Source organism: Chitinophaga sp. CF418 (assembly GCF_900142925.1).
GTDB lineage: Bacteria > Bacteroidota > Bacteroidia > Chitinophagales > Chitinophagaceae > Chitinophaga.
In genome coordinates this window covers 150,226-172,301 of record NZ_FRCN01000011.1, presented here as the reverse complement: position 1 = coordinate 172,301, position 22,076 = coordinate 150,226, and the positions used below count along the sequence as shown (strand labels likewise).

Here is a 22,076-nt window from a genome sequence, read left to right as displayed (position 1 = left end):
CAAGCGCCGCTGGAAGTATTGCTTCCTGCTGGAGGGCATTGTAAGCCGATAGGCCTTGTTTCCCGGTCTCCGTTCCTTATCTGGCTGTCCCGGTAAGGGGTTCGCATTTCCTTTTACAATTGATCTACCAGATGACGGGTACGGATACTTGTCAGGCAGTTATACTGTCGTATCTTATTGTCATTAAATTGTCATTCAGTTTCCATTCAATTTCCACGGCCTGTTACCGGAAGGTACAGAGGCTGAAAAACCAATTCATCATGCCGCATTATCATAAGTTGGGAAACGTTCCTCATAAACGTCATACACAGTTTCGCAAACCCGACGGTACGCTTTATTCCGAACAGCTATTCTCTACGGAAGGGTTTTCGTCCAATTCTACCTTGTTATATCATTGCCATCCGCCTACAGAGATTGTGAAGGTGGATACGCCTTATAGTGTTGCTCCGCGCGTCGCGGAAGAGAAGATGCTGAAGCACCGCAGCTTCCAGGGGTTTAATATCCAGCCGGAAGATGATTATCTGCAAAGTAGGAAACCGGTGCTGGTGAACAACGATTGTCATATCGTGCTGGTTGCTCCACGGCAGAGTATGACAGACTATTTCTACAAAAATGCAGATGCTGATGAGCTGATATTTGTACATGAAGGCTCAGGCGTGTTGCATACGCAATATGGGCAATTGCCTTTCGGATATGGGGATTACCTGCAGGTGCCCCGCGGGACTATTTACCAGATGAAATTTACGGGTACAGAGAACCGTTTGTTCATTGTTGAATCATTCAGTCCAATCCGTTATCCAAAGCGTTATCTCAGCCAGTACGGACAGTTACTGGAGCATGCGCCTTATTGCGAACGCGATATCCGGCAGCCGCAGAATCTGGAAACCATTGATGAAGCAGGTGATTTCCTGATCCGTATCAAAAAGAAAGGAATGATGTATCCTATCCACTATGCGCATCATCCGTTTGATGTGGTAGGCTGGGATGGATATGAATATCCTTTTGCATTTTCCATTCATGACTTTGAACCAATCACCGGACGTGTACACCAGCCACCACCAGTACATCAAACTTTTGAAGGACATAATTTTGTGGTATGCTCTTTCTGTCCGCGGTTATTTGACTATCATCCGCAGTCTATCCCCGCACCTTACAATCACAGCAATATAGACAGTGATGAAGTATTGTATTATGTGGACGGCGATTTCATGAGCCGCAAACATGTGACAAGAGGAATGATCACGCTGCATCCGGGTGGTATTCCGCATGGACCGCATCCCGGTGCTGTTGAAAAGAGCATAGGCGCAAAGGAAACAAAGGAACTGGCCGTGATGGTAGATACCTTCCATCCTTTGCAGATCACACAGGATGCGCTTGGAATAGAAGACGAAAAATATGTGATGAGCTGGGCTGAATAATGGGAATTCATCCGGAGTCTGAAGGGTAGTCCTCTTCAGGCTCCATCCAGATAGATAGCGCCCCATGAGCGTACTAAATTTGTGTTATGGTGGGGCAACTATTTTAATTCGTAGTAAAGAGTACTCAACCGGAATCTATATTTTTATACCAGCCTATACAGACAACTTAAACAGAAACAGATAATTAATGGAATACAGGCAATTAGGAGAAAGCGAACTGAAAGTATCAGCAATTACATTTGGAGCATGGGCCATTGGAGGTTGGATGTGGGGTGGAACTGAGCATAACGATGCCGTAAGAGCAATCCGCGCATCTGTTGATGAGGGAGTTACCTCCATTGACACTGCACCGGTGTATGGACAGGGATTGAGTGAAGAACTGACAGGAGATGCGCTGAAAGGTCTGGACAGAAGTAAGATCCAGGTAATGACGAAGTTCGGTATGCGCTGGGACCTGGCATTGGGAACACTGGCATTCAAAAGCAAGGATAACGACGGGAACGACATCGATGTTTACAAATATGCCGCCAAGGAAAGTATCATACTGGAATGTGAAAACAGCCTCAGAAGACTGGGAACAGATTACATTGATCTGTACCAGATCCACTGGCCGGATGTGACGACACCGATTGACGAAACCTTTGAAGCTGTTTTACGTTTGAAGGAGCAGGGAAAGATCCGCGAAGCGGGAGTAAGCAACTACAATGCAGCACAGATGAAGGAGGCGGAAAAAACAATGAAACTGGCCTCCAACCAGGTGCCTTTCAGTATGGTGGAAAGAGAGATTGAGAAAGAGCTGGTGCCATATTGTATAGAGAACAAAAAGGGTATCCTTGCTTATAGTCCTTTGCAGAGAGGGATCCTGACCGGTAAGATCAAAGCTGGTCATCAGTTTGGGGAGGGAGATCATCGTCCCAACACAAAGTTCTACCAGCCGGAAAACCTGAAGCGTATCAATGCTTTCCTTGATCAGATCAGGCCAATGGCGGAAAGCAAAAGTGTGACACTGGCACAGCTGGTGATCCGCTGGACAATAGACCGTCCGGGTATTACTGTGGCGTTGGTGGGCGCGCGCAATGCAGAGCAGGCCATACAGAATGCAAGGGCGATCAATGTAAAACTGAGCGCGGAAGAAATAAAATTCATCAATGATAAGCTGTACCAGGTACAGCTGGTCTAAAAGATGGCTATCAATATTGAATGCGAATCAAATTTGTCAGGGCTAATTCAGGATTGTATAACTATGACGTATCAGTTTACTAATGACTGATCGCTGCAATTGATCAAATATTCATATCTACAGCTGTTACAGGTCAATTGAACAGTGAAACGAAACCGGGTCGATCCGAAAGGATGGCCCGGTTTTTTTTTGAAGATGACTTTTACAGCGGGGCGGCTGGATGAATAAAATTACTTTCAGCATGTTCTATCACCTGGAACATCATCTGTTCCCTGCGGAGCCTACCATTAAATTGCCGGAACTGGCGAAGCGTATAGATCAGGTGTTGCCGGAGCTGGAGAAGAAGAATACCTTCTGATCAACTAACTACCTGCCTGATAAAAGGGATAGCATCTGGCGAGTGTAGTGCATCTGTTGATTCGAGTGACATCGCTGCAGTTTCTGCCGCTCTGATGCGCATTTGTTGTTCGTAAAATGCAATGGCCGAAAGGGTATCAGGAAATGCATTGCTGGTGAGACATTGGCCCAGTTCCAGTGCATCCAGCATAGCCATGTTGACGTCTTCACCTGCATAAGGTGGCATGAGGTGTGCTGCATCACCCAGCATAGTGAGATCAGGGAAAGCTTCCCATGTCTGGTCTAAAGGCATGCAATATAGCGGACGGGTTACAAAATGTGCTGATGCATTTTCAAACAGCTCATCCCATACCGGCGCCCAGCCTGCGAACGTAGTTTTGAACCAGGCGAAGACCTGTGCCTTGTCGGAGAAGTCGATCCCGCAATCCCGGCTCCAGTATTCATCAGTTTTACAACCAGTGTAAAACACCAGACTACCATCTCCTTTGGAACTTATGATCAAAGTTTTATCATCACCCATGGCAAAGATCTTTCCGTTCTGGAGCAGATGATGTACGTTGGGACTGGCTGTAGCGGAATTATACACGGCGCCTTCCACCACTGTGATCCCTGCATAGAAAGATTTAATGGGTGTGATGTAGGGGCGGATCTTTGAGTTGGCGCCATCTGCAGCAATCACGATATCGGCAGTAGCGGTAGTGCCATCACGGAATGTTAGTTGCCAGCCACTGTCCAGTCGGGTGAGGGATACAAAATGACTGTTCCATATAACAGTGTCAGGAAGCAGGGATTCCAGGAGGATCTTCTTTAGTGGACCGCGATCTATCTCCGGGCGGAAATATTCTTCATTCCCTTTTTCTCTATCAGCATCTTCCATCATCAGGTTGGCGTGTTTATCCGTAACACGCATTCTGTCAGCTCCCGGGCGGTAATTGGCCATGAATGCATCCATGAGCCCTGCTTCGCGCAATGCTTTTAATCCTGATTCATAGTGAAGATCAAGTGTAGCGCCCTGTGCTCTTGCGTCTTTACCGGCATCTCTTTCATAGACTTTAACGTCTGCATTTTTCATTTGCAGGATACGGGCAAGGGTAAGGCCTCCCGGGCCACCTCCGACGATGGCAATTTTCTTGTTTTTGAGGATACTCATATGTTGGTTTATTAGTGCTTGACTTATTTCAGCAGGCCTTTTATAACAGCCTCGCAGCAGTCGGAAAATACCTTGTCTGTGATGACCTGTTTAGGCCGATCCTGGAATTCAAAGTATTCATTGATCAGGTCGAACGCAGGAGAGAACAAGATAGCCCTGTAAGCTTCCTGCGGAAGCTTTTTGATGACGCCTGCTTTTGCGTTCCGTTCGAGAAAACGGTGGATAGGGGCGAAGTAGTCGCCTTCCTTTATATCTCTTTCCTGGTATGCTTTATGCAGTAGTGGCGATGACTTGCCATATTGCATTAATGCAAATGCATGCCTGTTGTTTTTAAAATAGCGGAAAGCGTTTGTCCAGAGCCTTTTTACGCCTTCAGCAAAATCCATGTCCGGATCGAATTTCTCCAGTATCGCTTTTTCATAGGCGCCCAGCACTTCATCTACGAACAGTTTGATCAGGAGGTCTTCCTTGTTCTCATACTTAATGTAGATGGTACGGGGCGATATGTTGGCCGCTTTCGCCAGCTTCTGCATGCTCAGGTTTTCCAGGCCTTCTTCAGCAATGATCTGCAGCGCGATGGTGCGGATAGCTTCTTCCTTCTCCAGGTTTTTAGGTCTCATGAAATACGTCGTTTCTCTTTTGATAGAGCAAAAGTAAGTAAATGTTTGTTTACTTATGAATTATTTTTTGTGCTGCCGGCTTCTCTGCTTACTGTTGCAGTGGCTGTTACCTTCTAAAGTCGTAATTTAGTATTGTAAACAGCTATGCGCTTATGAACCTGAGACGTTTATTCTCATTGTCAAATATTACGACGGGCATCATGGTCCTTTTCCTTGTACTGGTATTGGTGAATCCCTCTGTAAAGGCGGGTGTGATGCAGGGACTGATGAAGGTGGGGTTGTTCCAGCCGGGAATGCCTGAAGAAGTGGGCGCGGAAAGTGAGATGGCGTCTGATATGTCTTTTATGGATGGAGATGGAAAGACGTTCACGTTATCTTCCCTGAGAGGGAAGGTGGTATTCCTGAATTTCTGGGCTACCTGGTGCCCTCCCTGCCGTGCAGAGATGCCCTCTATCAATGCTTTATACGAAAAGTTCAGGGAAGATAAGAACGTGGTTTTCCTGACGGTGGATACAGACGGCAACTATAAGAAGGCCAATAACTTCCTGAAGAAGCAACAATATAGCCTGCCTTTATATGTGGCTGACAGCCAGATACCCGGAGAGCTGCTGGGCAGATCTATTCCTACTACCGTGATCATCAACAAAAAGGGACAGATTGCATACCGGCATGAAGGGGCGGCTGATTATGGCAATGAAAGATTCATGAGTTATTTTGAGAAATACATCCGTAAGTAATACGTAATAAAGTTATTATACTATTCCATTTCCATCCTCTACAGTATTTATTTGGTTTTCATATCCCGAAATGCTAATATTGCATTAGCAACTAATTTATGCTTCATCTGCATACATACCATAAAATATCTGATCAGCGTCACAGCAAGTACTACTTCCTGATGGCTACGCTGGCTATGGATTCCGCACTGTCCTAGTGCAGGTATGATACTGCCTTTACGGGCGTTCTGTTTTCCTTTTCATATTCTATTTACTGTTTTTCTCCACGCCCATTTACAGTGGTTCTACCTGTCATCTCTTCAATGCGCTGAGGCATTGTTTCAACATACTATTACGTGTAGTTAAAAATATTTCATACACCAAAACTTCTAAAACCAATCCATCATGCATACAACTTCAGATGCCGTCGTTTCGGCTGTTCCTGCCGATGTACAGGATTTTCTCCCATTAAATGGTACAGATTACGTTGAGTTTTATGTGGGAAATGCCAAACAGGCGGCCCATTTTTATAAGACAGCTTTCGGCTTCCAGTCGCTGGCATATGCCGGTCCGGAAACCGGTGTAAGAGACCGGACCTCTTATGTGCTGGTACAGAATAAGCTGCGTTTTGTACTGACCACTCCTCTGAATCCCGACAGTGACATTGCACGTCACGTCCTGGAACATGGGGATGGTGTGAAGGTGCTGGCGCTGTGGGTAGACGATGCCCGTTCTGCTTTTGAAGAGACGGTTAAAAGAGGCGCAAAGCCTTACCTGGAGCCTGTAACAGAGGAAGACGAGTTTGGTACGGTAGTGCGCAGTGGTATTCGCATTTATGGCGATACCGTACACATGTTCATAGAACGTAAGAACTACAACGGTCCCTTCCTGCCTGGTTATAAGGAATGGAAAACAACCTATAACCCGACAGATACCGGCTTACTGTATGTGGACCACTGCGTGGGTAACGTAGGTTGGCATGAAATGAATACCTGGGTGGAATTTTATGAAAAGGTGATGGGCTTCCGTAATCTCCTGTCGTTCGACGACAAGGACATTTCCACGGAATATTCCGCACTGATGAGTAAGGTAATGAGTAATGGCAACGGCCGTGTGAAATTCCCCATCAATGAGCCGGCAGAAGGTAAGAAGAAGTCCCAGATAGAGGAATACCTGGATTTCTATCGTGGTCCGGGCGTACAGCACGTTGCTATCGCTACCAATAACATCATCGAGACAGTCACCGAACTGCAGAACAGGGGAGTAGAGTTCCTGAAAGTTCCGGGTTCTTATTATGACACTTTGCTGGACAGGGTAGGGCATATTGATGAAGACCTGCTGCCATTGAAGCAATTAGGCATCCTGGTGGACCGGGACGATGAGGGCTACCTGTTGCAGATATTTACAAAGCCGGTGCAGGACCGTCCTACTGTCTTCTTTGAGATCATCCAGCGTAAAGGAGCTAAATCCTTCGGAAAAGGCAATTTTAAGGCGCTGTTTGAGTCGATAGAAAGGGAACAGGCCCTGAGAGGTAACCTGTAAGGTCATCTGTAAAGCTTTTTATATACCTGAATATGATCAGGAATCGGTATACTATGTCCTTTATCAGAGATAGGGACAGGGCATACCGGTTCCTGTTTTTTTATCTGACCATTTCATGGTATTGTAAATGTTCCGGAATTTAAAATAATTTGCATAAGAGATCGTTTTCTTATGAGAGTACAAACTTTGTTAGGGGTATTATTTCTGTTAGGAGGGATATTTCAATGTATAACGGCTGTATTAATCTACCAGGGCGAGCGCCATTACATTCTGCGTTTTGCTAACCGGAAGGTTGGAATGATTATATACGCTATTTTTGCATTGTTGCTTTTCTTCCTGGCTTACCGGACTTTTAACATGCAATCACAGCAAAATGCTCCCGTAAGATAGGTTGAAGCGTAAGTGAACTTGTAAAATTGTGTTAAAATATCTATGAAGCAGGTCGTTTTAGCAGTTTTAATGCTGTTGGGGATAGGCAAGGTGCAGGCCCAGCAGCAATCATTCCTGGATAACCAGAAGATGTTTCCGAAAGTAGGGTATGCCTACAGGGACAAAGAAGAGCAGTTGAAGGAGGAGTTCAAGAAGAAAGGGCTCGCTTATCCGGCTAAATACATCTTCTTGCGGTCTTTTAAATTGGACAGTGAACTGGAGATCTGGGTAAAGAATAGTGTGTCAGATACATTCCGGTTGTTCAAATCATACCGGGTATGTACCCTGTCAGGAAAAATGGGCCCTAAACGGAAGGAAGGGGACAGGCAGGTACCGGAAGGCTTCTACTACATCAACGATTTCAATCCAAACAGCAATTACCACTTATCACTGGGTATCAACTATCCCAACTTTGCAGACAAGATCCTGAGCGATCCTAAAAAGCCCGGTGGTGAGATCTATATCCATGGCAGCTGCCTGACCATAGGTTGTATTCCTTTAACCGACGATTTTATCGAAGAAGTATATATCCTGGCGGTGAACGCCAAGAATGCGGGTCAGGATTTCATCCCGGTGCACGTATTCCCTGTTAAGTTCGGAAATGCACGTTCTCTGGACTATCTGAACAATTTTGCCATGAGAGAGAAAGAGAAGGACAAAGACAGTACATCTACAGCCGAAAAGCTGTGGGCTGACCTGAAATGGGCTTACGACTATTTCGAGTCCCATCATAAATTACCGGTTATACTGGTGGATGAAAAGGGCAAATATATCATGTAGATATCTCAACAAAAATGGATAGAAAGGGCGTTTCGTTTTGAATGAAACGCCCTTTCGCTTTTTTACATTTTTCATATTTTAACCTTCCGTTTGATTATTTTTTTATGAAAAGTCAAATTTTTTTTGAAACTTAGGGCGAAAGGTCAAATCAATTTACTATTATGAATAGAAGAGAAGCCATCCGGAACGTTGCCCTTTTGCTGGGCACCGCTATTTCCGCGTCTACGTTGTCAGCCCTGGAAGGCTGTAACCCGAAGGCACCTGAGAACTATGCCCTGCAGGCGTCTGAGACGAAGAATATCCTGGCAGAGATAGCGGAAACGATCATTCCGGAAACGACTACACCAGGAGCTAAAGCTGCAGAAGTGGATAAATTCATCGTTACGATGCTGAATGACTGTTATAAGGCAGAAGACCAGAAAATAGTACTGGACGGTCTGAAAAAGATCGATGAAGCGAGTGAAAAACAATTCAAGAAGCCTTTTGTAGACCTGTCTGCCGAGCAAAAAAACATGGTGCTGACTGCAATCGATAAAGAACGTGTTGACTACAATAAAAGGGAGAATAAGAAGGAAGGAGATCCTACCCATTACTTCCAGATCCTGAAAGAACTGACCCTGACCGGTTACTTCACTTCAGAACCGGGCGCTACGAAGGCCCTGCGTTATGTACCTGTACCTGGTAAATACGAAGGTTGTATCCCTTACAAGAAAGGGGACAAGGCCTGGGCTGTGTAAGTCCTCGTCAGTAAGAGCAGAATAAGTATGTCAACAAAAAACAAAGAATTCCATGAATCTGAATATGAAAGCTCAGGAGCAAAACACGTATGATGCAATCGTAGTTGGCTCCGGCGTAAGCGGAGGATGGGCTGCCAAAGAGCTCACCGAAAAAGGTCTCAAAGTATTAATGCTGGATAGAGGGAAGAAATTAGAACACGTTAAGGATTACGAAACTGCAACAAAAGATCCGTGGGAATTTCCACATCGCGGACGTATTACCGTTGATCAGCGTGAAACGCATCCTAAACTGAGCCGCGATTATCCATATAGTGAACATAACGAGAAATACTGGATCAACGACTCCCAGAGTCCATATAATGAAGTAAAACGTTTTGACTGGTACCGTCCTGACATCGTAGGTGGTAAGTCCATCATGTGGGGCCGTCAGTCTTACCGTTGGAGCGATATAGATTTTGAAGCGAACCTGAAAGATGGTATTGCTATTGACTGGCCTATCCGTTATAAGGACCTGGCCCCCTGGTATGACTATGTAGAGAAATTTGCGGGTATCAGTGGTCAGGCGGAAGGCTTGCCGCAATTACCAGACGGCCATTTCATGCCTGCCATGGAAATGAACTGTGTGGAGAAGGATGTGAAGGCGAAGGTAGAGAAGGCTTTTCAGGGTCGTAAGATCACTATGGGCCGTGTGGCTAACATTACGCAGCCATTACCGGGCCGTACCCAATGCCAGTTCCGCAACCTGTGCAGCAGGGGCTGTCCTTTCGGCGCTTACTTCAGCACACAGTCTTCTACATTACCGGCGGCAGTGGCTACCGGCAACCTGACGCTGAGACCAGACAGTATCGTAAACTCCGTGATCTACGATGAGAAACTGGGCAAGGCTACAGGCGTACGTGTGATAGACAAGCACACCAAACAGATGACCGAATACTATGCGAAGGTCATTTTCGTGAATGGTTCTACACTGGGTACTACTTTCGTGCTGATGAACTCTATTTCCAGCCGTTTCCCGAACGGTCTTGGTAACGATAGCGGTGTGCTGGGTAAATACCTGATGGATCACCACTTCCGTAATGGAGCTTCCGGCCGTGCAGAAGGTTTTGACGATAAGTATTTCTTTGGCCGCCGTGCGAACGGGATCTACATTCCCCGTTATCGTAACATTGGCAGTGATAAACGCGATTACCTCCGCGGTTTCGGTTACCAGGGAGGCGCCAGCCGTGGCGGTTGGGCACGTGGTATTGCTGAACTGGGCGTGGGTAAGGACTTCAAAGATATGCTGTCTGAACCTGGCTACTGGAGCATGGGGCTGGGTGGTTTCGGAGAGTGTCTGCCATATGAAGACAACAAAGTAACACTGGATACATCTGTTAAGGATGACTGGGGACAACCGGTATTGAAATTCGATGCTGAATTCAAGGAGAATGAAATGAAGATGCGCAAGGATATGATGAATGATGCAGCGGAAATGCTGGAAGCCGCCGGTATGAAAGATGTAAAAACATATGATGCCGGTTCTTATCCTGGTATGGCGATCCATGAAATGGGTACTGCCCGTATGGGACGTGATCCGAAAACTTCCATCCTCAACGGCTGGAACCAGATGCATACTGTAAAGAACGTATTTGTAACAGATGGCGCCAGCATGACGTCAGCAGCCTGCGTGAATCCTTCACTGACCTACATGGCGATGACTGCCAGGGCAGTGGATTATGCGGTGAAAGAACTGAAGAAAGGAAATATTTAATATCGGTTAGGAATTAGGAATTGGTGTTTTCCGGAAGATGATCCGGGTACCTGATTCTTAATTCCTAATTTAATTTTAGACTATGCATCTCAACATTAGAGCAGAGAAAGAAAACACCTATGATGCTATTGTGGTTGGCTCGGGTATAAGCGGAGGATGGGCAGCAAAGGAGCTGTGCGAAAAGGGATTGAAAACACTGGTGCTGGAACGTGGCCGTAATGTGGAGCATATTAAGGATTACAACACCGCCATGAAGGCGCCCTGGGAGTTCCCGCACCGCCTTAACCAAACGCTTGAACAGAAGGACAATTATCCTATACAGAGTCAATGCTACGCTTTTGACGAAGCAACCCAGCAGTTCTGGGTAAACGATAAAGAAAATCCATACAATCAGGTAAAGCCATTCAACTGGCTCCGTGGTTATCATGTAGGCGGACGTTCCCTGATGTGGGGCCGCCAGGTGTACCGCTGGAGTGATCTTGATTTTGAAGCCAATGCGAAAGACGGCTTCGGGGTTGACTGGCCGATCCGTTATAAAGATATTGAGCCCTGGTATGATTACGTGGAGACGTATATCGGTATCAGCGGACAGGCAGAAGGTCTGCCACAGTTGCCCGACGGGAAATTCCTCAAGGCGATGGAAATGAACTGCCTGGAAAAGCATGTAGCCGGCAGGATCAGGGAGCAGTTCAATGACCGCATCATGACCATCGGTCGTGTAGCCCATGTGACAGAAAAACATAACGACAGAGGCCCTTGCCAGTTCCGTAATCTTTGCGCCCGCGGATGCCCTTTTACGGGTTATTTCAGCAGTAACGGGGTTACACTGCCGGCGGCAGCTAAAACCGGTAATCTGACCCTGCGGCCCGATTCTATCGTGCTGGAAGTGATCTATGATGAACAGAAAGGGAAGGCTACCGGCGTGAAGATACTCGATACACATACCATGCAGACGGTAGAGTACTATGCGAATATTATTTTCCTGAATGCATCTACACTGGGTACCGCATCTATCCTGCTGAATTCTGTTTCCCACCGCTTCCCTAACGGATTTGGTAATGACAGTGAGCAGGTAGGGCATAACCTGATGGACCACCATTTTGGTGTTGGCGCCGGTGGGGAATATGATGGTTTCCAGGACCAGTACTATAGCAGCGGACGCAGGCCAAATGGTATCTACATCCCCCGCTTCCGTAATGTGAATGCGGCTACCAAACGTACGGACTACGTGCGTGGTTTCGGTTATCAGGGAGGTGCCGACCGTGGCCGTGGTACTTCTTTTGATGGCGTAGGTGTCACTTTCAAGGAATCACTCTCAGAACCCGGTACCTGGACATTCGGGGTAGGTGCCTGGGGCGAGCATCTGCCTTACTATGAGAATAAAATAACGCTGAATAAAGAGAAAAAAGATAAATACGGCCTGCCAACCCTGGACATTGACTGTTCTTTCAAAGAGAATGAACTGGCGATGAGAAAGGATATGGCTGCCAGTGCAAAAGAGATGATGGAAGCAGCGGGTTTGAAGAATGTGGGCACTTACGATAGCATGCCGCCTCCCGGACACTGTATCCATGAAATGGGTACTGCAAGAATGGGACGCGATCCGAAGACTTCCGTGCTCAATGGCTGGAACCAGGTACATGCTGCAAAGAATGTGTTTATTACTGATGGCGCATGTATGTCGTCTTCGGCTTGTCAGAACCCGTCCATCACCTATATGGCATTGACGGCAAGAGCGTGTGATTATGCGGTGAAAGAGCTGAAGAAAGGTAACCTGTAGTTTGTTGAGGTTAATAAATAGTAAGCCTGTTGGTGTCATGACCGGCAGGCTTTTTTTGTTTGAAGGAATAATGGTAATATCGCAAAGTATTACCTGTACCATATTTTATGAAAGAGAATGTTAGCCACGATGCCGCACTGTATGAACAGATTGCGCTCGATTATTTTCTACAGCATATTTTCCTGGAGAGGGATTATTTCTATGACATGGTTTATTATAAGCCTGTTATTAATCCTGGTCAGTTTCATTTCCGTCGGTCCGACTTCGATGGCGGATTGTCTGAAGAAGCATATAAGACAGACAGATCGGTCGGCATTCCTGATCTGAGCGGAAAGCGCCTGCTTGCTGTGGCGCCATCGGATGTTGAGATTGCCGAACACTATGAGGGAATAGTAGATAATACATATTATCTGTACCTGGAGGTATATACAAGAATACCATTAATGAATGGTCATTGCATAGTAGGGATCGAACTTAATGGATACAGGTTCTTCAACAGTTTTTTCATTGAAATAGCTCGGGAAGATGGTAAGGTGGTGAAGTGGTTCTTTAGAGAAATGAGTTTTTAGCCGGATAATTTTTTTTGCTGGATGTTTGTAAATTTATTTACTTCGTATCAACGTTGCTTTTTCTGTTAATCCTTTTTGTTCGGGTACAATCATCATTCCCAATCTGAACTTACGCGCCATACATGTGAATAGTGGGATTGTTATAAGCTCCCTTATAACGAATGCTGCGTAGTATTATTAGTACCAGCCTGCCGGATATGATGTATTTACTACGGACAAGTTAAAAAGTTAATCCTGTAAATAACCATACTATGAGATACCATCAATGGCTTGTTAACACAATCGTAGCGGTAATATTGTTTGTGAAAGTTGTATCAGGGCAGCAGCCTGTTATACCTGATCCTTTTTCCAGATTGTCTGCACCATCACCTACTACAGCATCCTTAGTGAAGTTCACAGATATTCCTGTAAGTGGCTTTACGGGCATGCCTGATATTAATATTCCCTTGTACGAGATCAGTACATCCTTTGTTAAAGTACCTGTTTCACTGAGTTATCATGCGGCTGGTATTACTGTCGGCCAGGAGGCGTCCAATATCGGTCTTGGCTGGGCTTTGAACGCGGGTGGTGTTATATCCCGGACTGTATGTGGCAGTGCTGATAACAGCACCTGGCAGCTATACAGAATGGGTAGGGAAAATGCTTTTGACGTCAGGGACCCTGTAGATTATCAGCAGGCATATTCTCTTTCACAGAACACAATTGATGGTGTGCCCGATCTCTATATGTATAATATCCCCGGTTATAGCGGGAAGTTTATTATTGCAGATCAGATCAGGCAATTGCCGATGACCAATGTAAGGATAACGAAGGTCAGCAATAATGAATTTCATATTGTAACGCCTGATGGCAATAAGTATGTTTTCAGTGCAATAGAAAGCAGTTATAATAAATCGGATGGCGCCGGAAACACGAATGTTGTTGGATGGTACCTCACGAAGATCCTTTCTGCAGACAGGGCAGACTCTATTGTTTTCACTTATGCCAATACCCGTTACATAAGTAGCGGAGGAGAGAGTTTTATAGAGGAATTCTATCAGGGCGGTACTGGTGCATGGGATGGTGAAGGAGCCGCGGCGCATAGTTTCTTTACGAATACATTGAGCGGTAAACAGCTCACAAAAATTGAATTCAGCCAGGGAAGTGTTGAGTTTACTGTGTCCTGGAATACAAGAGAGGATATAGCGGCAGGAGATGGCGGAATGGTGCCGCTGATCAATGCCATGGTGGTGAAAAATAAGGCAGGGGGGATACTCAGGACGATTGGTTTCAGGTACGGTTATTTTACCAATAATAGTACCGGAACAGATAATAAGCGGCTTAAATTAAGCGGCATATACATCAACGGCGGTAATAGCACGGATACATTGAAAGCACAACGGTATAACCTCTTGTATAACGGAATGGCGCTGCCGTCAAAAAGTTCCAGAGGGGAGGATCATTGGGGATATTACAATGGCGCTGATGGTAATACAACATTGATCCCATCCTATACGAATTGTATTGACCGTCCGTCTCCACCTGATTGTAATAGTTGTTCTACACAGCCGGGTACCCTGCGTTTCAATGGTGCTAACAGGGAAACGAATGGCGGCTATGCAGCAGCTGGTATGCTGGAAAGAATCACTTATCCGACAGGAGGATATACAAATTTTGAATGGGAACCGCATGATGTGGTGAACTACGATGCACCTGTTACCACTTACCAGACCAGGAATATTGGTTCCACCGGATCTTATCCTACCAGTACCACTTTTAAAAGGGATAGTTCTGCGGATTATTATATTGATCCCGCAGCCAATCCTTATGGCATCTGCGCTACATTTACCGGCAGACTGAGTATCCCTGCCAATGCTATAGACGATGCTGCCAGGATTGATCATGCAGCGGGCAGTGTTACTATTTACAGGCGTTCAGATAGAATGGCCGTTGCTACGTTTGTATTTCCTTACAATGAGAATAATCAGTATAACCAGACCAGCAACCTTACGCTGGATGCCGGCCAGCATTATTTTCTAATGACGGAGGTGAGAGATAATGGCTTTTCTGTAACAGGCAACCTGAGTGGCAAGGTGGGAACAATCGTTAATGCTGCTCCGAATAAGATAGCAGGAGGCTGCCGACTGAAGAGAATGACCTTTTGGGATCCTGTGGCAGCTAAGTCCATTGTTAAATCATATACATACAGAATACCCGGCGATACTGCCCGTTCCAGCGGAAGATTATACAGAATGCCGATGTACAACAGACAGGTCGTGAAATTTGTGCAGACAGGCACAGGATGTGCGTATGCAATGTATACAGGTATCCGCTTATCTTCTAATAGTATGATATCACTGGGTGCAGGAAGCCATATAGGATATTCTTATGTAAACGAGAATATAGGAGAAGGGGCAGCGAATGGATACATCCTCTACAACTATCAAAACAGCATGAGCTTTCAGGGAGAATTTAATCCGGGCTGGAGGAATGGCTATCTGCGTTCCAAGACAACTTACAACAGCAAATCGCAGCCTCTAAGTAAAGAACGGAACGTATATAGCCAGGATAACCGGGGCTTTACGTCTTTTGCATGCAGTACTGTCGACTACTATGTCAAACACCCCTGTGCGCCTCTCAACAATTTTGAAAGTGATAAACCTGTTTTTGCAGGAGGGAAGAACTGGTTATATCCTGCAGAGTGGTTCCATCTGGATTCTACAATAACTGAAACGTATGATATGGATGTTCCTTCCAGGGTGTTTACGACTTCAAAGGCGTTTTCCTATGACAATGTATCACACCTGCAGACAAGTAAAATTGTCGGGAAGGCTTCCGATGGAACAGCACTGATCACAACAATGCGATATCCGCTTGATTATACGCTGCCTGCCGGAACGCTTACGCAGGAGGCACAGGCAATAAAAAATATGCAGGCAGCAAATATGCACCCGGTCATTGAATCGTATGAACAGCGGAAACTGGCGTCGCAGGCATTGCAGACGAGCGTGGCGACTTATATGACTTACAAGTCTGTTACTACGACGGAAGGTCCTGTAGTGCTGTTTGATAAACAGTACAATGCTGAAGTGGATGTACTCTCCGGGACTTTTGTTCCATCAGCTGTTGCAGGTAATGGCATAACGAAGAGTGCAGTTTATGTGTTAAAAGCAACAGCACATAAATACGATGCCAGTTACAATATTATTGAAGCTGAAAAGCCGGGAAATGATCTGAGTGCTTATATATGGGATTATAACCGCAGTTACATGGTAGCGCAGTTCAGGAATGCCCGCCAGGCAGATGTGGCTTATGCAGGCTTCGAAGCAGATGGTAAAGGGAATTGGACATATGCCGGTGCGGCGGTTCAGGATGCTACAACCATCACCGGGAAGTATTGTTATAACCTGGCGGCAGGGGCAATCAGCAGAACAGGCCTGACACCGGCTAAAAATTACACGGTGTCTTACTGGACAAAAAATGCGGCGCCATATAACATTACAGGAACTGTAGCAGGTTATCCGCTGAAAGGAGAAACTACCAATGGCTGGACCTGTTATGAACACAAAATAAACGCTCAGTCGGCGGTGACTATCAGTGGTACCGGGTTCATTGATGAGTTGCGTCTCTATCCTGCGGATGGATCAGCGATCACTTATACGTATGATCCATTGGTGGGCGTGACAGGTGTCTGCAATGAAGGAAATAAGACCAGTTATTACCTGTATGATAATGATGGCAGGTTGGTGACAATAAAGGACCAGGATGGAAAGATATTGAAGCAGATGGAGTATCAGTATCAGGGGGCTGTCACAAAATAGACGTCTGTATACTATGCATTATCCTCCATGAAGCAATGCTAAAACGCTTCCGGAGGATAATCAATACTATTTTCACCCATCTCCCAATAATCTTCCCAACCTTTTCATTATGCCCGCCACATTTCCTATTTTACTTCCTCACTCAAGTTTACAGGCTCAATGAGAAAGATTGTAGTAATGAGCGCATTGGCATTGTGCGCGCTTACCTCTACGGTATCCGCCCAGTCAAAGCACTCTTTCACCCTCGCAAAAAAAGACTTCCTGCTCGATGGTAAACCTTACCAGATCATCAGTGGGGAAATGCATCCGGCACGTATCCCGAAAGAATACTGGAAACACAGGATTCAAATGGCGAAAGCCATGGGATGTAATACCATCGCGGCTTATGTATTCTGGAACTATCACGAACAGGAGGAAGGCAAGTTTGACTTCTCCTCTGAGAACAGGGATATAGCCGCTTTTGTGAAGCTGGCACAGGAAGAAGGGATGTGGGTGTTATTACGTCCGGGGCCTTATGTATGTGCGGAATGGGAGTTTGGCGGATTACCACCTTACCTGTTAAGAATTCCGGACATTAAAGTGCGTTGCATGGATCCGCGGTATATGGCGGCGACAGAACGGTATGTGAAGGCACTGGCAGAACAGGTGAAAGGCCTGCAGGTAACAAATGGCGGTCCTATCCTGATGGTACAGGTAGAGAACGAATATGGCAGCTTCGGCAACGACAAGCAGTATTTATACAAACTGAAAGAGCTGTGGGAACAGAACGGCATCAATGTACCATTCTATACGGCAGATGGTCCTGTATCTCCACTACTGGAAGCGGGAACAGTACCGGGTGCAGCCATCGGACTGGATTCCGGTAGCTCCGAAGGCGACTTTGCCGCTGCCAATAAACAGAATCCGGATGTTCCATCCTTCAGCAGCGAGTCTTATCCCGGCTGGCTGACACATTGGGGAGAGAAATGGGCCCGTCCTGATAAAGCAGGTATCGTGAAGGAAGTGAAGTTCCTTATGGATACAAAACGCTCCTTCAATCTTTACGTGATCCACGGAGGCACCAATTTCGGCTTCACTGCGGGCGCTAACTCCGGAGGTAAGGGGTATGAGCCGGACCTCACCTCTTATGACTATGATGCGCCTATAAATGAGCAAGGCGGAGCTACTGAGAAATACATGGCATTGCGTGAGGCAATCGGTTCCTACAGCAAAAAGAAACTGCCTGCAATCCCGGCGCCTATTCCTACTATCACCATCCCGGATATCACACTGAAACCTTACACCAGCATATGGGAAAACCTGCCTGCTGCGGTGAAGTCCGTTCAGCCTAAAACATTTGAGGCTTACGGACAGGATTATGGCTTCATGGTATATAAAACAACCCTTGTCGGCCATAAAAGCGGCAAGCTGGATATAGTTGAATTGCATGACTACGCGACGGTATTTCTGAACGGGCAATACGTAGGTAAGATAGACCGCCGCCTGGGAGAACACAGCATCGAATTGCCTAAGTCAGACGTGAAAGATCCTGTACTGGAAATACTGGTGGAAGGCATGGGCCGTATCAACTTTGCACAGGCACTGATAGACCGTAAGGGTATTACTGATCGTGTGACACTGAATGGCATGACGCTGATGAACTGGGAAGTGTCTGGCTTGCCGATGAAGAGCGAATTTGTGCAGCAGCTGCAGTCTGCAAAGTCAACAGCGGTGAAACCCGGAGAGTTCTTTAAAGGCTCATTTACCCTTACAAACACAGGAGATACTTACCTGGACATGACCAATTTCAAGAAGGGCATGGTATGGGTAAATGGACATAACCTCGGCCGTTACTGGGAGATCGGTCCGCAGAAGAGATTGTACTGCCCTGCACCGTGGTTGAAGAAAGGAGAGAATGAGATTATAGTGCTGGACCAGCACCAGCTGGAAGCAGCAACAGTGAAAGGAGAGAAGACATTGGAGTAAGAGATAAAGTATAGGAATAATAGAAAAACAAAGAAGTAAGAGAAAGGAGATTGTCTAAAATTGAAAAAGCCCCCGGGAAAGCATCTGCATCCTGGGGGCTTTTATTTTAAAACAGCTGATTATCCTTTCGTGATCCTTGCCACATAACCGCCACCCTTTGCCAGCTTTACAGTGATCTTCGAGTGATTGTCTACCGTGCCGGATTCCATTTTACAATCTTTTGCATTCCTGTCTGCATTGATCCCGTCTTTCCAGCTATCGATCTTATAGCTGCCTTCAGGCAGGAAAGAAAGATCGATGGTCAGCTCGCGCGGTGTCCAGTTGGTCATTGCGCCAATGTACCAGTCACCGTCAGGGGCCTGTCTGGCAACGGCAACATATTCACCCACTTTAGCGTGTAAAGGAATGGTTTGCTGCCAGGTGGTAGGTACCGTTTTCAGGAACTCCATGGCCACCGGCTCATGATAGTAATGTGTAGGCAGGTCGCACAGCATCTGCAGCGGACTTTCAAACACCACATACATCGCCAGCTGGTTGCAACGGGTACCCAAGGTCATAGGCTCGGCAGGCACTGCTGCCCAGTCGTCCCGCTGTACATTCAGCATGCCGCCTGGTGTAAAGTCCATCGGGCCTGCAGCCATTCTGATGAAGGGAATGGTAGTAGTATGTTGTGGGGTGATCCAGTCGGCAAACTTGCTGATCTCATTGCCCAATACGCCTTCGGAGGTCAGCACATTTGGATAGGTGCGGAGCCAGCCTGTAGGTTTGTAGGCGCCATGGAAATCCACCATTAGTTTACGGGCAGCAGCGGCTTTTGATACCTTCTCGTAATAGTTGACCATCTCCTGGTCATCGCGCTGCATAAAGTCAACTTTAATACCTTTTACGCCCCATTCCCGGAACTTGTCCAGGGCCATGTCCAGTTGTTTATCCAGTACCAGCCAGCTGGTCCAGAGCAGGATGCGCACATTCTTTACTTTGGCGTAATCCACCAGCTCTTTAACATCGATACCGGGCGTTAACTTCATCAGGTCGCGGGTATCGCACCAACCTTCATCCAGCAGCACGTATTCAATGCCGTATTTAGATGCAAAGTCGATATAATACTTGTAAGTATCATTGTTGATACCGGCGCGGAAATCCACGTCGTAGATATTGTTATAATGCCACCAGTCCCACTGCACTTTCCCGGGGCTTACCCAGCTGTAATCGCCGGTAGCCGGCGGCGCCAGCTGATATACCAGTTGATTGGTCAGCAGATCGCCATCCTGGCGGGCTATCATCACAATTCTCCATGGAAAGGATTGCGGGCCCTGGATGGTAGCCAGATAATCCTCGCGGGAGCTTACCTGTTCGTCCCTATCGCTGGTGATTTTCTTTTCATGCGGATAGGCCGGGAAGACAGCCTTTAATTTACCGCCACCCTGGCCCAGCAGCCACATACCGGCATAGTTGAAAAGCCCGGATTCCGTCACCAGTAGTTTGGTGTTTTTTATTTCGAATAATGCGGGCAGACTGGCCAGTTTCTTATCGTCCAGGCTGTTCAGCTTATAATTGATGTATTTGCGTTCGTTGTGGGAGAACATGCCCTCTTCCTGGGGATACCAGGAGCGGCCTTCTTTATCCATCACAAAACTGGCCTGTTCGTCCAGTACTTTATAAGGCTTTTTGCTGCTCGTGATCCAGTGCCAGGCGATCCCGTTATCATAGGCTCTCCATTCCAGCGCCAGGCCATTGGTAAAATCGAGATGCAGTTCATTGTATTTGTCGGCGATGGTCTTCGTTTTCTGCATAATAACAGGAGTGAGAATACCATTATGAGCGCCTGGCCGGGCCTTGCTGACTTTCCAGGCGCCTGGTTTTTCGGCATCTGTTCTGAACGATACGACAGATGGCGCGATCAGTTCCTTATTGTCCTGCGAGAGGCTATAAGAAATGTCTGTACCAACGGTGACTGTAAGAGTGACCGATTTATCAGGAGAAACAACCGTGTATTTCTGCTGGGCATGGATTCCGGATAAGCAAAAAAGAAAAATTCCTGTTATGGACAGGCCTTTGTACGTCATTATAAGTGGAAGTTTAGTGTCTTTTAGGAGCGCGATCAATTAATTGGCCAGCAGCGCGGCGGCAGCCCATAATACAGGCGCCTGGCCATGAAGATCTCCGGTCACGCGGGAACGGTTCAGATAATACTGCTGATCATTCTTTTTATTGGTGCCTTCGCAAACGTCTTTCACGTCGCCAGCTTCATTGATATACCTTACTAGTGCGGTCCATGCATTCCTGGCTACAATGCCATACTCTTTTTCTTCCAGCCAGCCTTTCTTCACGCCGGTTACGATAGCGTAAGTAAACATACCGGAGCAGGAAGTTTCTGTAAAGGAGGTAGGATCGTCAAGCAGCTGGTGCCACAGATAGTTTTTGTCCTGTAGTTTCTTCAGGGAGGCCATCATTTTCTTATAGCCGTCCATGATCCTTGCTCTGTCGGTATGACCCGCAGGCAGGACGCTGAGCAGTTCTGTCATACCAGCGGCCATCCAGCCGTTACCACGACCCCAAAGGAAGGGAGCGTCTGTGGCATGGTAGAAGAGGCCATCTGGCTGTTGAATGGCATCCAGGTATACGACCATCTCGCGGGCGGCGCGGTCCAGATACTCCTTATTGCCGGTAGCACGGAAAGCTTCTACCTGCAGCAGTGTGATCATGTACATATCATCGATCCACATGCGGGTTTGCCAGGACAGGCCTTTGGATTGCAGTTCCTGCTGGTTGGGCAGGGGATTTTCGGGCAGTTCCCATTGTTTGTCAGCAAAGTTTTTACCTTCTTCGAGGTATTTGGACTGGTTGGTCTGCACATACAGTTCCAGTGGAACAGCGCCAAATACGCTGTGGTCTACGTGGTCTGGCTTAGGCATCAGGCTGTGGGATTGCGCCAGTAATGGTTCATAACGTGCGGCCAGTTTTTCTGCCAGTTCCTTGTTACCGCTCGCTTTTGCAAACTGAAGAGCGCCATACCAGGTACATACTTCGGGATAGGTAATAGATTGCGGGAGGCCGGGATTGCCAAAATTCGAAAACGGACCAGCCACATAGTGGTTGGCAACAAATAACCCAATTGCTGCTGGCTCTGTCCCCATTGGCCAGTCTTTAAAACTTTTCTGAGCAGATACAGTACCAAACGGTACCAGCAGGCCGGTTAAGGCCGTGATTGCCAGGTGTATTCTCAATTTGCGCATACAATGCTAATTATCAGGGTTGTAAATAGTAACATAAAAATGACGAA

At 46.7% G+C, this 22,076-nt stretch carries 16 protein-coding genes; 12 read left to right on the top strand and 4 right to left on the bottom strand.

The window, feature by feature from the left end:
• Positions 1–260 precede the first annotated feature (260 nt).
• The 3 genes from F3I09_RS23380 (at position 261) to F3I09_RS23370 (ending at position 2,956) form a co-directional block, all read left to right on the top strand.
• Entirely contained in the window at positions 261–1,418 is a 1,158-nt protein-coding gene (locus F3I09_RS23380; RefSeq protein WP_149697472.1) for a homogentisate 1,2-dioxygenase, read from the top strand.
• A 187-nt stretch (positions 1,419–1,605) separates the two neighbouring features.
• Positions 1,606–2,598 (top strand): aldo/keto reductase, encoded by a 993-nt coding sequence (locus F3I09_RS23375; RefSeq protein WP_149697471.1) that lies wholly within the window; start codon positions 1,606–1,608, stop codon positions 2,596–2,598.
• A 220-nt stretch (positions 2,599–2,818) separates the two neighbouring features.
• Positions 2,819–2,956, top strand: a complete 138-nt coding sequence (locus F3I09_RS23370; protein ID WP_223233350.1) for a fatty acid desaturase — start codon at positions 2,819–2,821, stop codon at positions 2,954–2,956.
• On the opposite strand, the gene F3I09_RS23365 is transcribed toward F3I09_RS23370, so the two are convergent.
• Both F3I09_RS23365 and F3I09_RS23360 read right to left on the bottom strand, forming a co-directional pair.
• Entirely contained in the window at positions 2,957–4,105 is a 1,149-nt protein-coding gene (locus tag F3I09_RS23365; protein WP_149697470.1) for an NAD(P)/FAD-dependent oxidoreductase, read from the bottom strand.
• A gap of 23 nt (positions 4,106–4,128) precedes the next feature.
• Entirely contained in the window at positions 4,129–4,725 is a 597-nt protein-coding gene (locus F3I09_RS23360; protein WP_149697469.1) for a TetR/AcrR family transcriptional regulator, read from the bottom strand.
• 152 nt (positions 4,726–4,877) lie between these two features.
• Here F3I09_RS23360 and F3I09_RS23355 point away from each other — a divergent pair, with 152 nt between their 5' ends.
• From F3I09_RS23355 to F3I09_RS23315, 9 genes are all read left to right on the top strand, one after another.
• Positions 4,878–5,462 carry a TlpA disulfide reductase family protein gene (locus tag F3I09_RS23355; protein WP_149697468.1) on the top strand — a complete coding sequence of 195 codons (585 nt, stop codon included), beginning with the start codon at positions 4,878–4,880 and terminating at the stop codon, positions 5,460–5,462.
• 384 nt (positions 5,463–5,846) lie between these two features.
• Positions 5,847–6,983: a 4-hydroxyphenylpyruvate dioxygenase gene (hppD, locus tag F3I09_RS23350; RefSeq protein WP_149697467.1), complete on the top strand. Its 1,137-nt coding sequence runs from the start codon at positions 5,847–5,849 to the stop codon at positions 6,981–6,983.
• A gap of 432 nt (positions 6,984–7,415) precedes the next feature.
• The gene (locus F3I09_RS23345; protein WP_149697466.1) at positions 7,416–8,192 is read left to right on the top strand and encodes a murein L,D-transpeptidase family protein; all 777 of its coding nucleotides are present in this window, start codon (positions 7,416–7,418) and stop codon (positions 8,190–8,192) included.
• Positions 8,193–8,353: 161 nt separating this feature from the next.
• A complete protein-coding gene (locus F3I09_RS23340) occupies positions 8,354–8,929 on the top strand; it encodes a gluconate 2-dehydrogenase subunit 3 family protein (RefSeq protein ID WP_149697465.1) in 576 nt (191 codons plus the stop codon).
• Between the two features lie 52 nt (positions 8,930–8,981).
• Positions 8,982–10,679, top strand: coding sequence for a GMC oxidoreductase (locus tag F3I09_RS23335; protein ID WP_149697464.1), 1,698 nt, complete (start codon positions 8,982–8,984; stop codon positions 10,677–10,679).
• A gap of 82 nt (positions 10,680–10,761) precedes the next feature.
• Positions 10,762–12,459, top strand: coding sequence for a GMC oxidoreductase (locus F3I09_RS23330; protein ID WP_149697463.1), 1,698 nt, complete (start codon positions 10,762–10,764; stop codon positions 12,457–12,459).
• A 107-nt stretch (positions 12,460–12,566) separates the two neighbouring features.
• The gene (locus F3I09_RS23325; RefSeq protein WP_149697462.1) at positions 12,567–13,028 is read left to right on the top strand and encodes a hypothetical protein; all 462 of its coding nucleotides are present in this window, start codon (positions 12,567–12,569) and stop codon (positions 13,026–13,028) included.
• 251 nt (positions 13,029–13,279) lie between these two features.
• On the top strand, positions 13,280–16,828 hold the full coding sequence (locus F3I09_RS23320; RefSeq protein WP_149697461.1) for a hypothetical protein: 3,549 nt from the start codon (positions 13,280–13,282) through the stop codon (positions 16,826–16,828).
• A 159-nt stretch (positions 16,829–16,987) separates the two neighbouring features.
• Complete coding sequence (locus F3I09_RS23315; protein WP_149697460.1) at positions 16,988–18,793, top strand: beta-galactosidase; 1,806 nt, start codon at positions 16,988–16,990, stop codon at positions 18,791–18,793.
• Between the two features lie 119 nt (positions 18,794–18,912).
• Here F3I09_RS23315 and F3I09_RS23310 read toward each other — a convergent pair whose 3' ends face one another.
• Positions 18,913–20,859, bottom strand: coding sequence for a glycoside hydrolase family 97 protein (locus tag F3I09_RS23310; protein ID WP_149697459.1), 1,947 nt, complete (start codon positions 20,857–20,859; stop codon positions 18,913–18,915).
• Between the two features lie 39 nt (positions 20,860–20,898).
• Positions 20,899–22,029, bottom strand: a complete 1,131-nt coding sequence (locus F3I09_RS23305) for a glycoside hydrolase family 105 protein (protein ID WP_149697458.1) — start codon at positions 22,027–22,029, stop codon at positions 20,899–20,901.
• Between the last annotated feature and the right edge of the window lie 47 nt (positions 22,030–22,076).

What these genes read in the sequence shown, in the direction of transcription:
- F3I09_RS23360 (WP_149697469.1), bottom strand. Translation starts at nt 4,725, where the DNA reads ATGAGACCTAAAAACCTGGAGAAGGAAGAAGCTATCCGCACCATCGCG.
- F3I09_RS23380 (WP_149697472.1), top strand. Translation starts at nt 261, where the DNA reads ATGCCGCATTATCATAAGTTGGGAAACGTTCCTCATAAACGTCATACA.
- hppD (WP_149697467.1), top strand. Translation starts at nt 5,847, where the DNA reads ATGCATACAACTTCAGATGCCGTCGTTTCGGCTGTTCCTGCCGATGTA.
- F3I09_RS23340 (WP_149697465.1), top strand. Translation starts at nt 8,354, where the DNA reads ATGAATAGAAGAGAAGCCATCCGGAACGTTGCCCTTTTGCTGGGCACC.
- F3I09_RS23355 (WP_149697468.1), top strand. Translation starts at nt 4,878, where the DNA reads ATGAACCTGAGACGTTTATTCTCATTGTCAAATATTACGACGGGCATC.
- F3I09_RS23365 (WP_149697470.1), bottom strand. Translation starts at nt 4,105, where the DNA reads ATGAGTATCCTCAAAAACAAGAAAATTGCCATCGTCGGAGGTGGCCCG.
- F3I09_RS23330 (WP_149697463.1), top strand. Translation starts at nt 10,762, where the DNA reads ATGCATCTCAACATTAGAGCAGAGAAAGAAAACACCTATGATGCTATT.
- F3I09_RS23325 (WP_149697462.1), top strand. Translation starts at nt 12,567, where the DNA reads ATGAAAGAGAATGTTAGCCACGATGCCGCACTGTATGAACAGATTGCG.
- F3I09_RS23375 (WP_149697471.1), top strand. Translation starts at nt 1,606, where the DNA reads ATGGAATACAGGCAATTAGGAGAAAGCGAACTGAAAGTATCAGCAATT.
- F3I09_RS23370 (WP_223233350.1), top strand. Translation starts at nt 2,819, where the DNA reads ATGAATAAAATTACTTTCAGCATGTTCTATCACCTGGAACATCATCTG.
- F3I09_RS23315 (WP_149697460.1), top strand. Translation starts at nt 16,988, where the DNA reads ATGAGAAAGATTGTAGTAATGAGCGCATTGGCATTGTGCGCGCTTACC.
- F3I09_RS23305 (WP_149697458.1), bottom strand. Translation starts at nt 22,029, where the DNA reads ATGCGCAAATTGAGAATACACCTGGCAATCACGGCCTTAACCGGCCTG.
- F3I09_RS23320 (WP_149697461.1), top strand. Translation starts at nt 13,280, where the DNA reads ATGAGATACCATCAATGGCTTGTTAACACAATCGTAGCGGTAATATTG.
- F3I09_RS23310 (WP_149697459.1), bottom strand. Translation starts at nt 20,859, where the DNA reads ATGACGTACAAAGGCCTGTCCATAACAGGAATTTTTCTTTTTTGCTTA.
- F3I09_RS23345 (WP_149697466.1), top strand. Translation starts at nt 7,416, where the DNA reads ATGAAGCAGGTCGTTTTAGCAGTTTTAATGCTGTTGGGGATAGGCAAG.
- F3I09_RS23335 (WP_149697464.1), top strand. Translation starts at nt 8,982, where the DNA reads ATGAATCTGAATATGAAAGCTCAGGAGCAAAACACGTATGATGCAATC.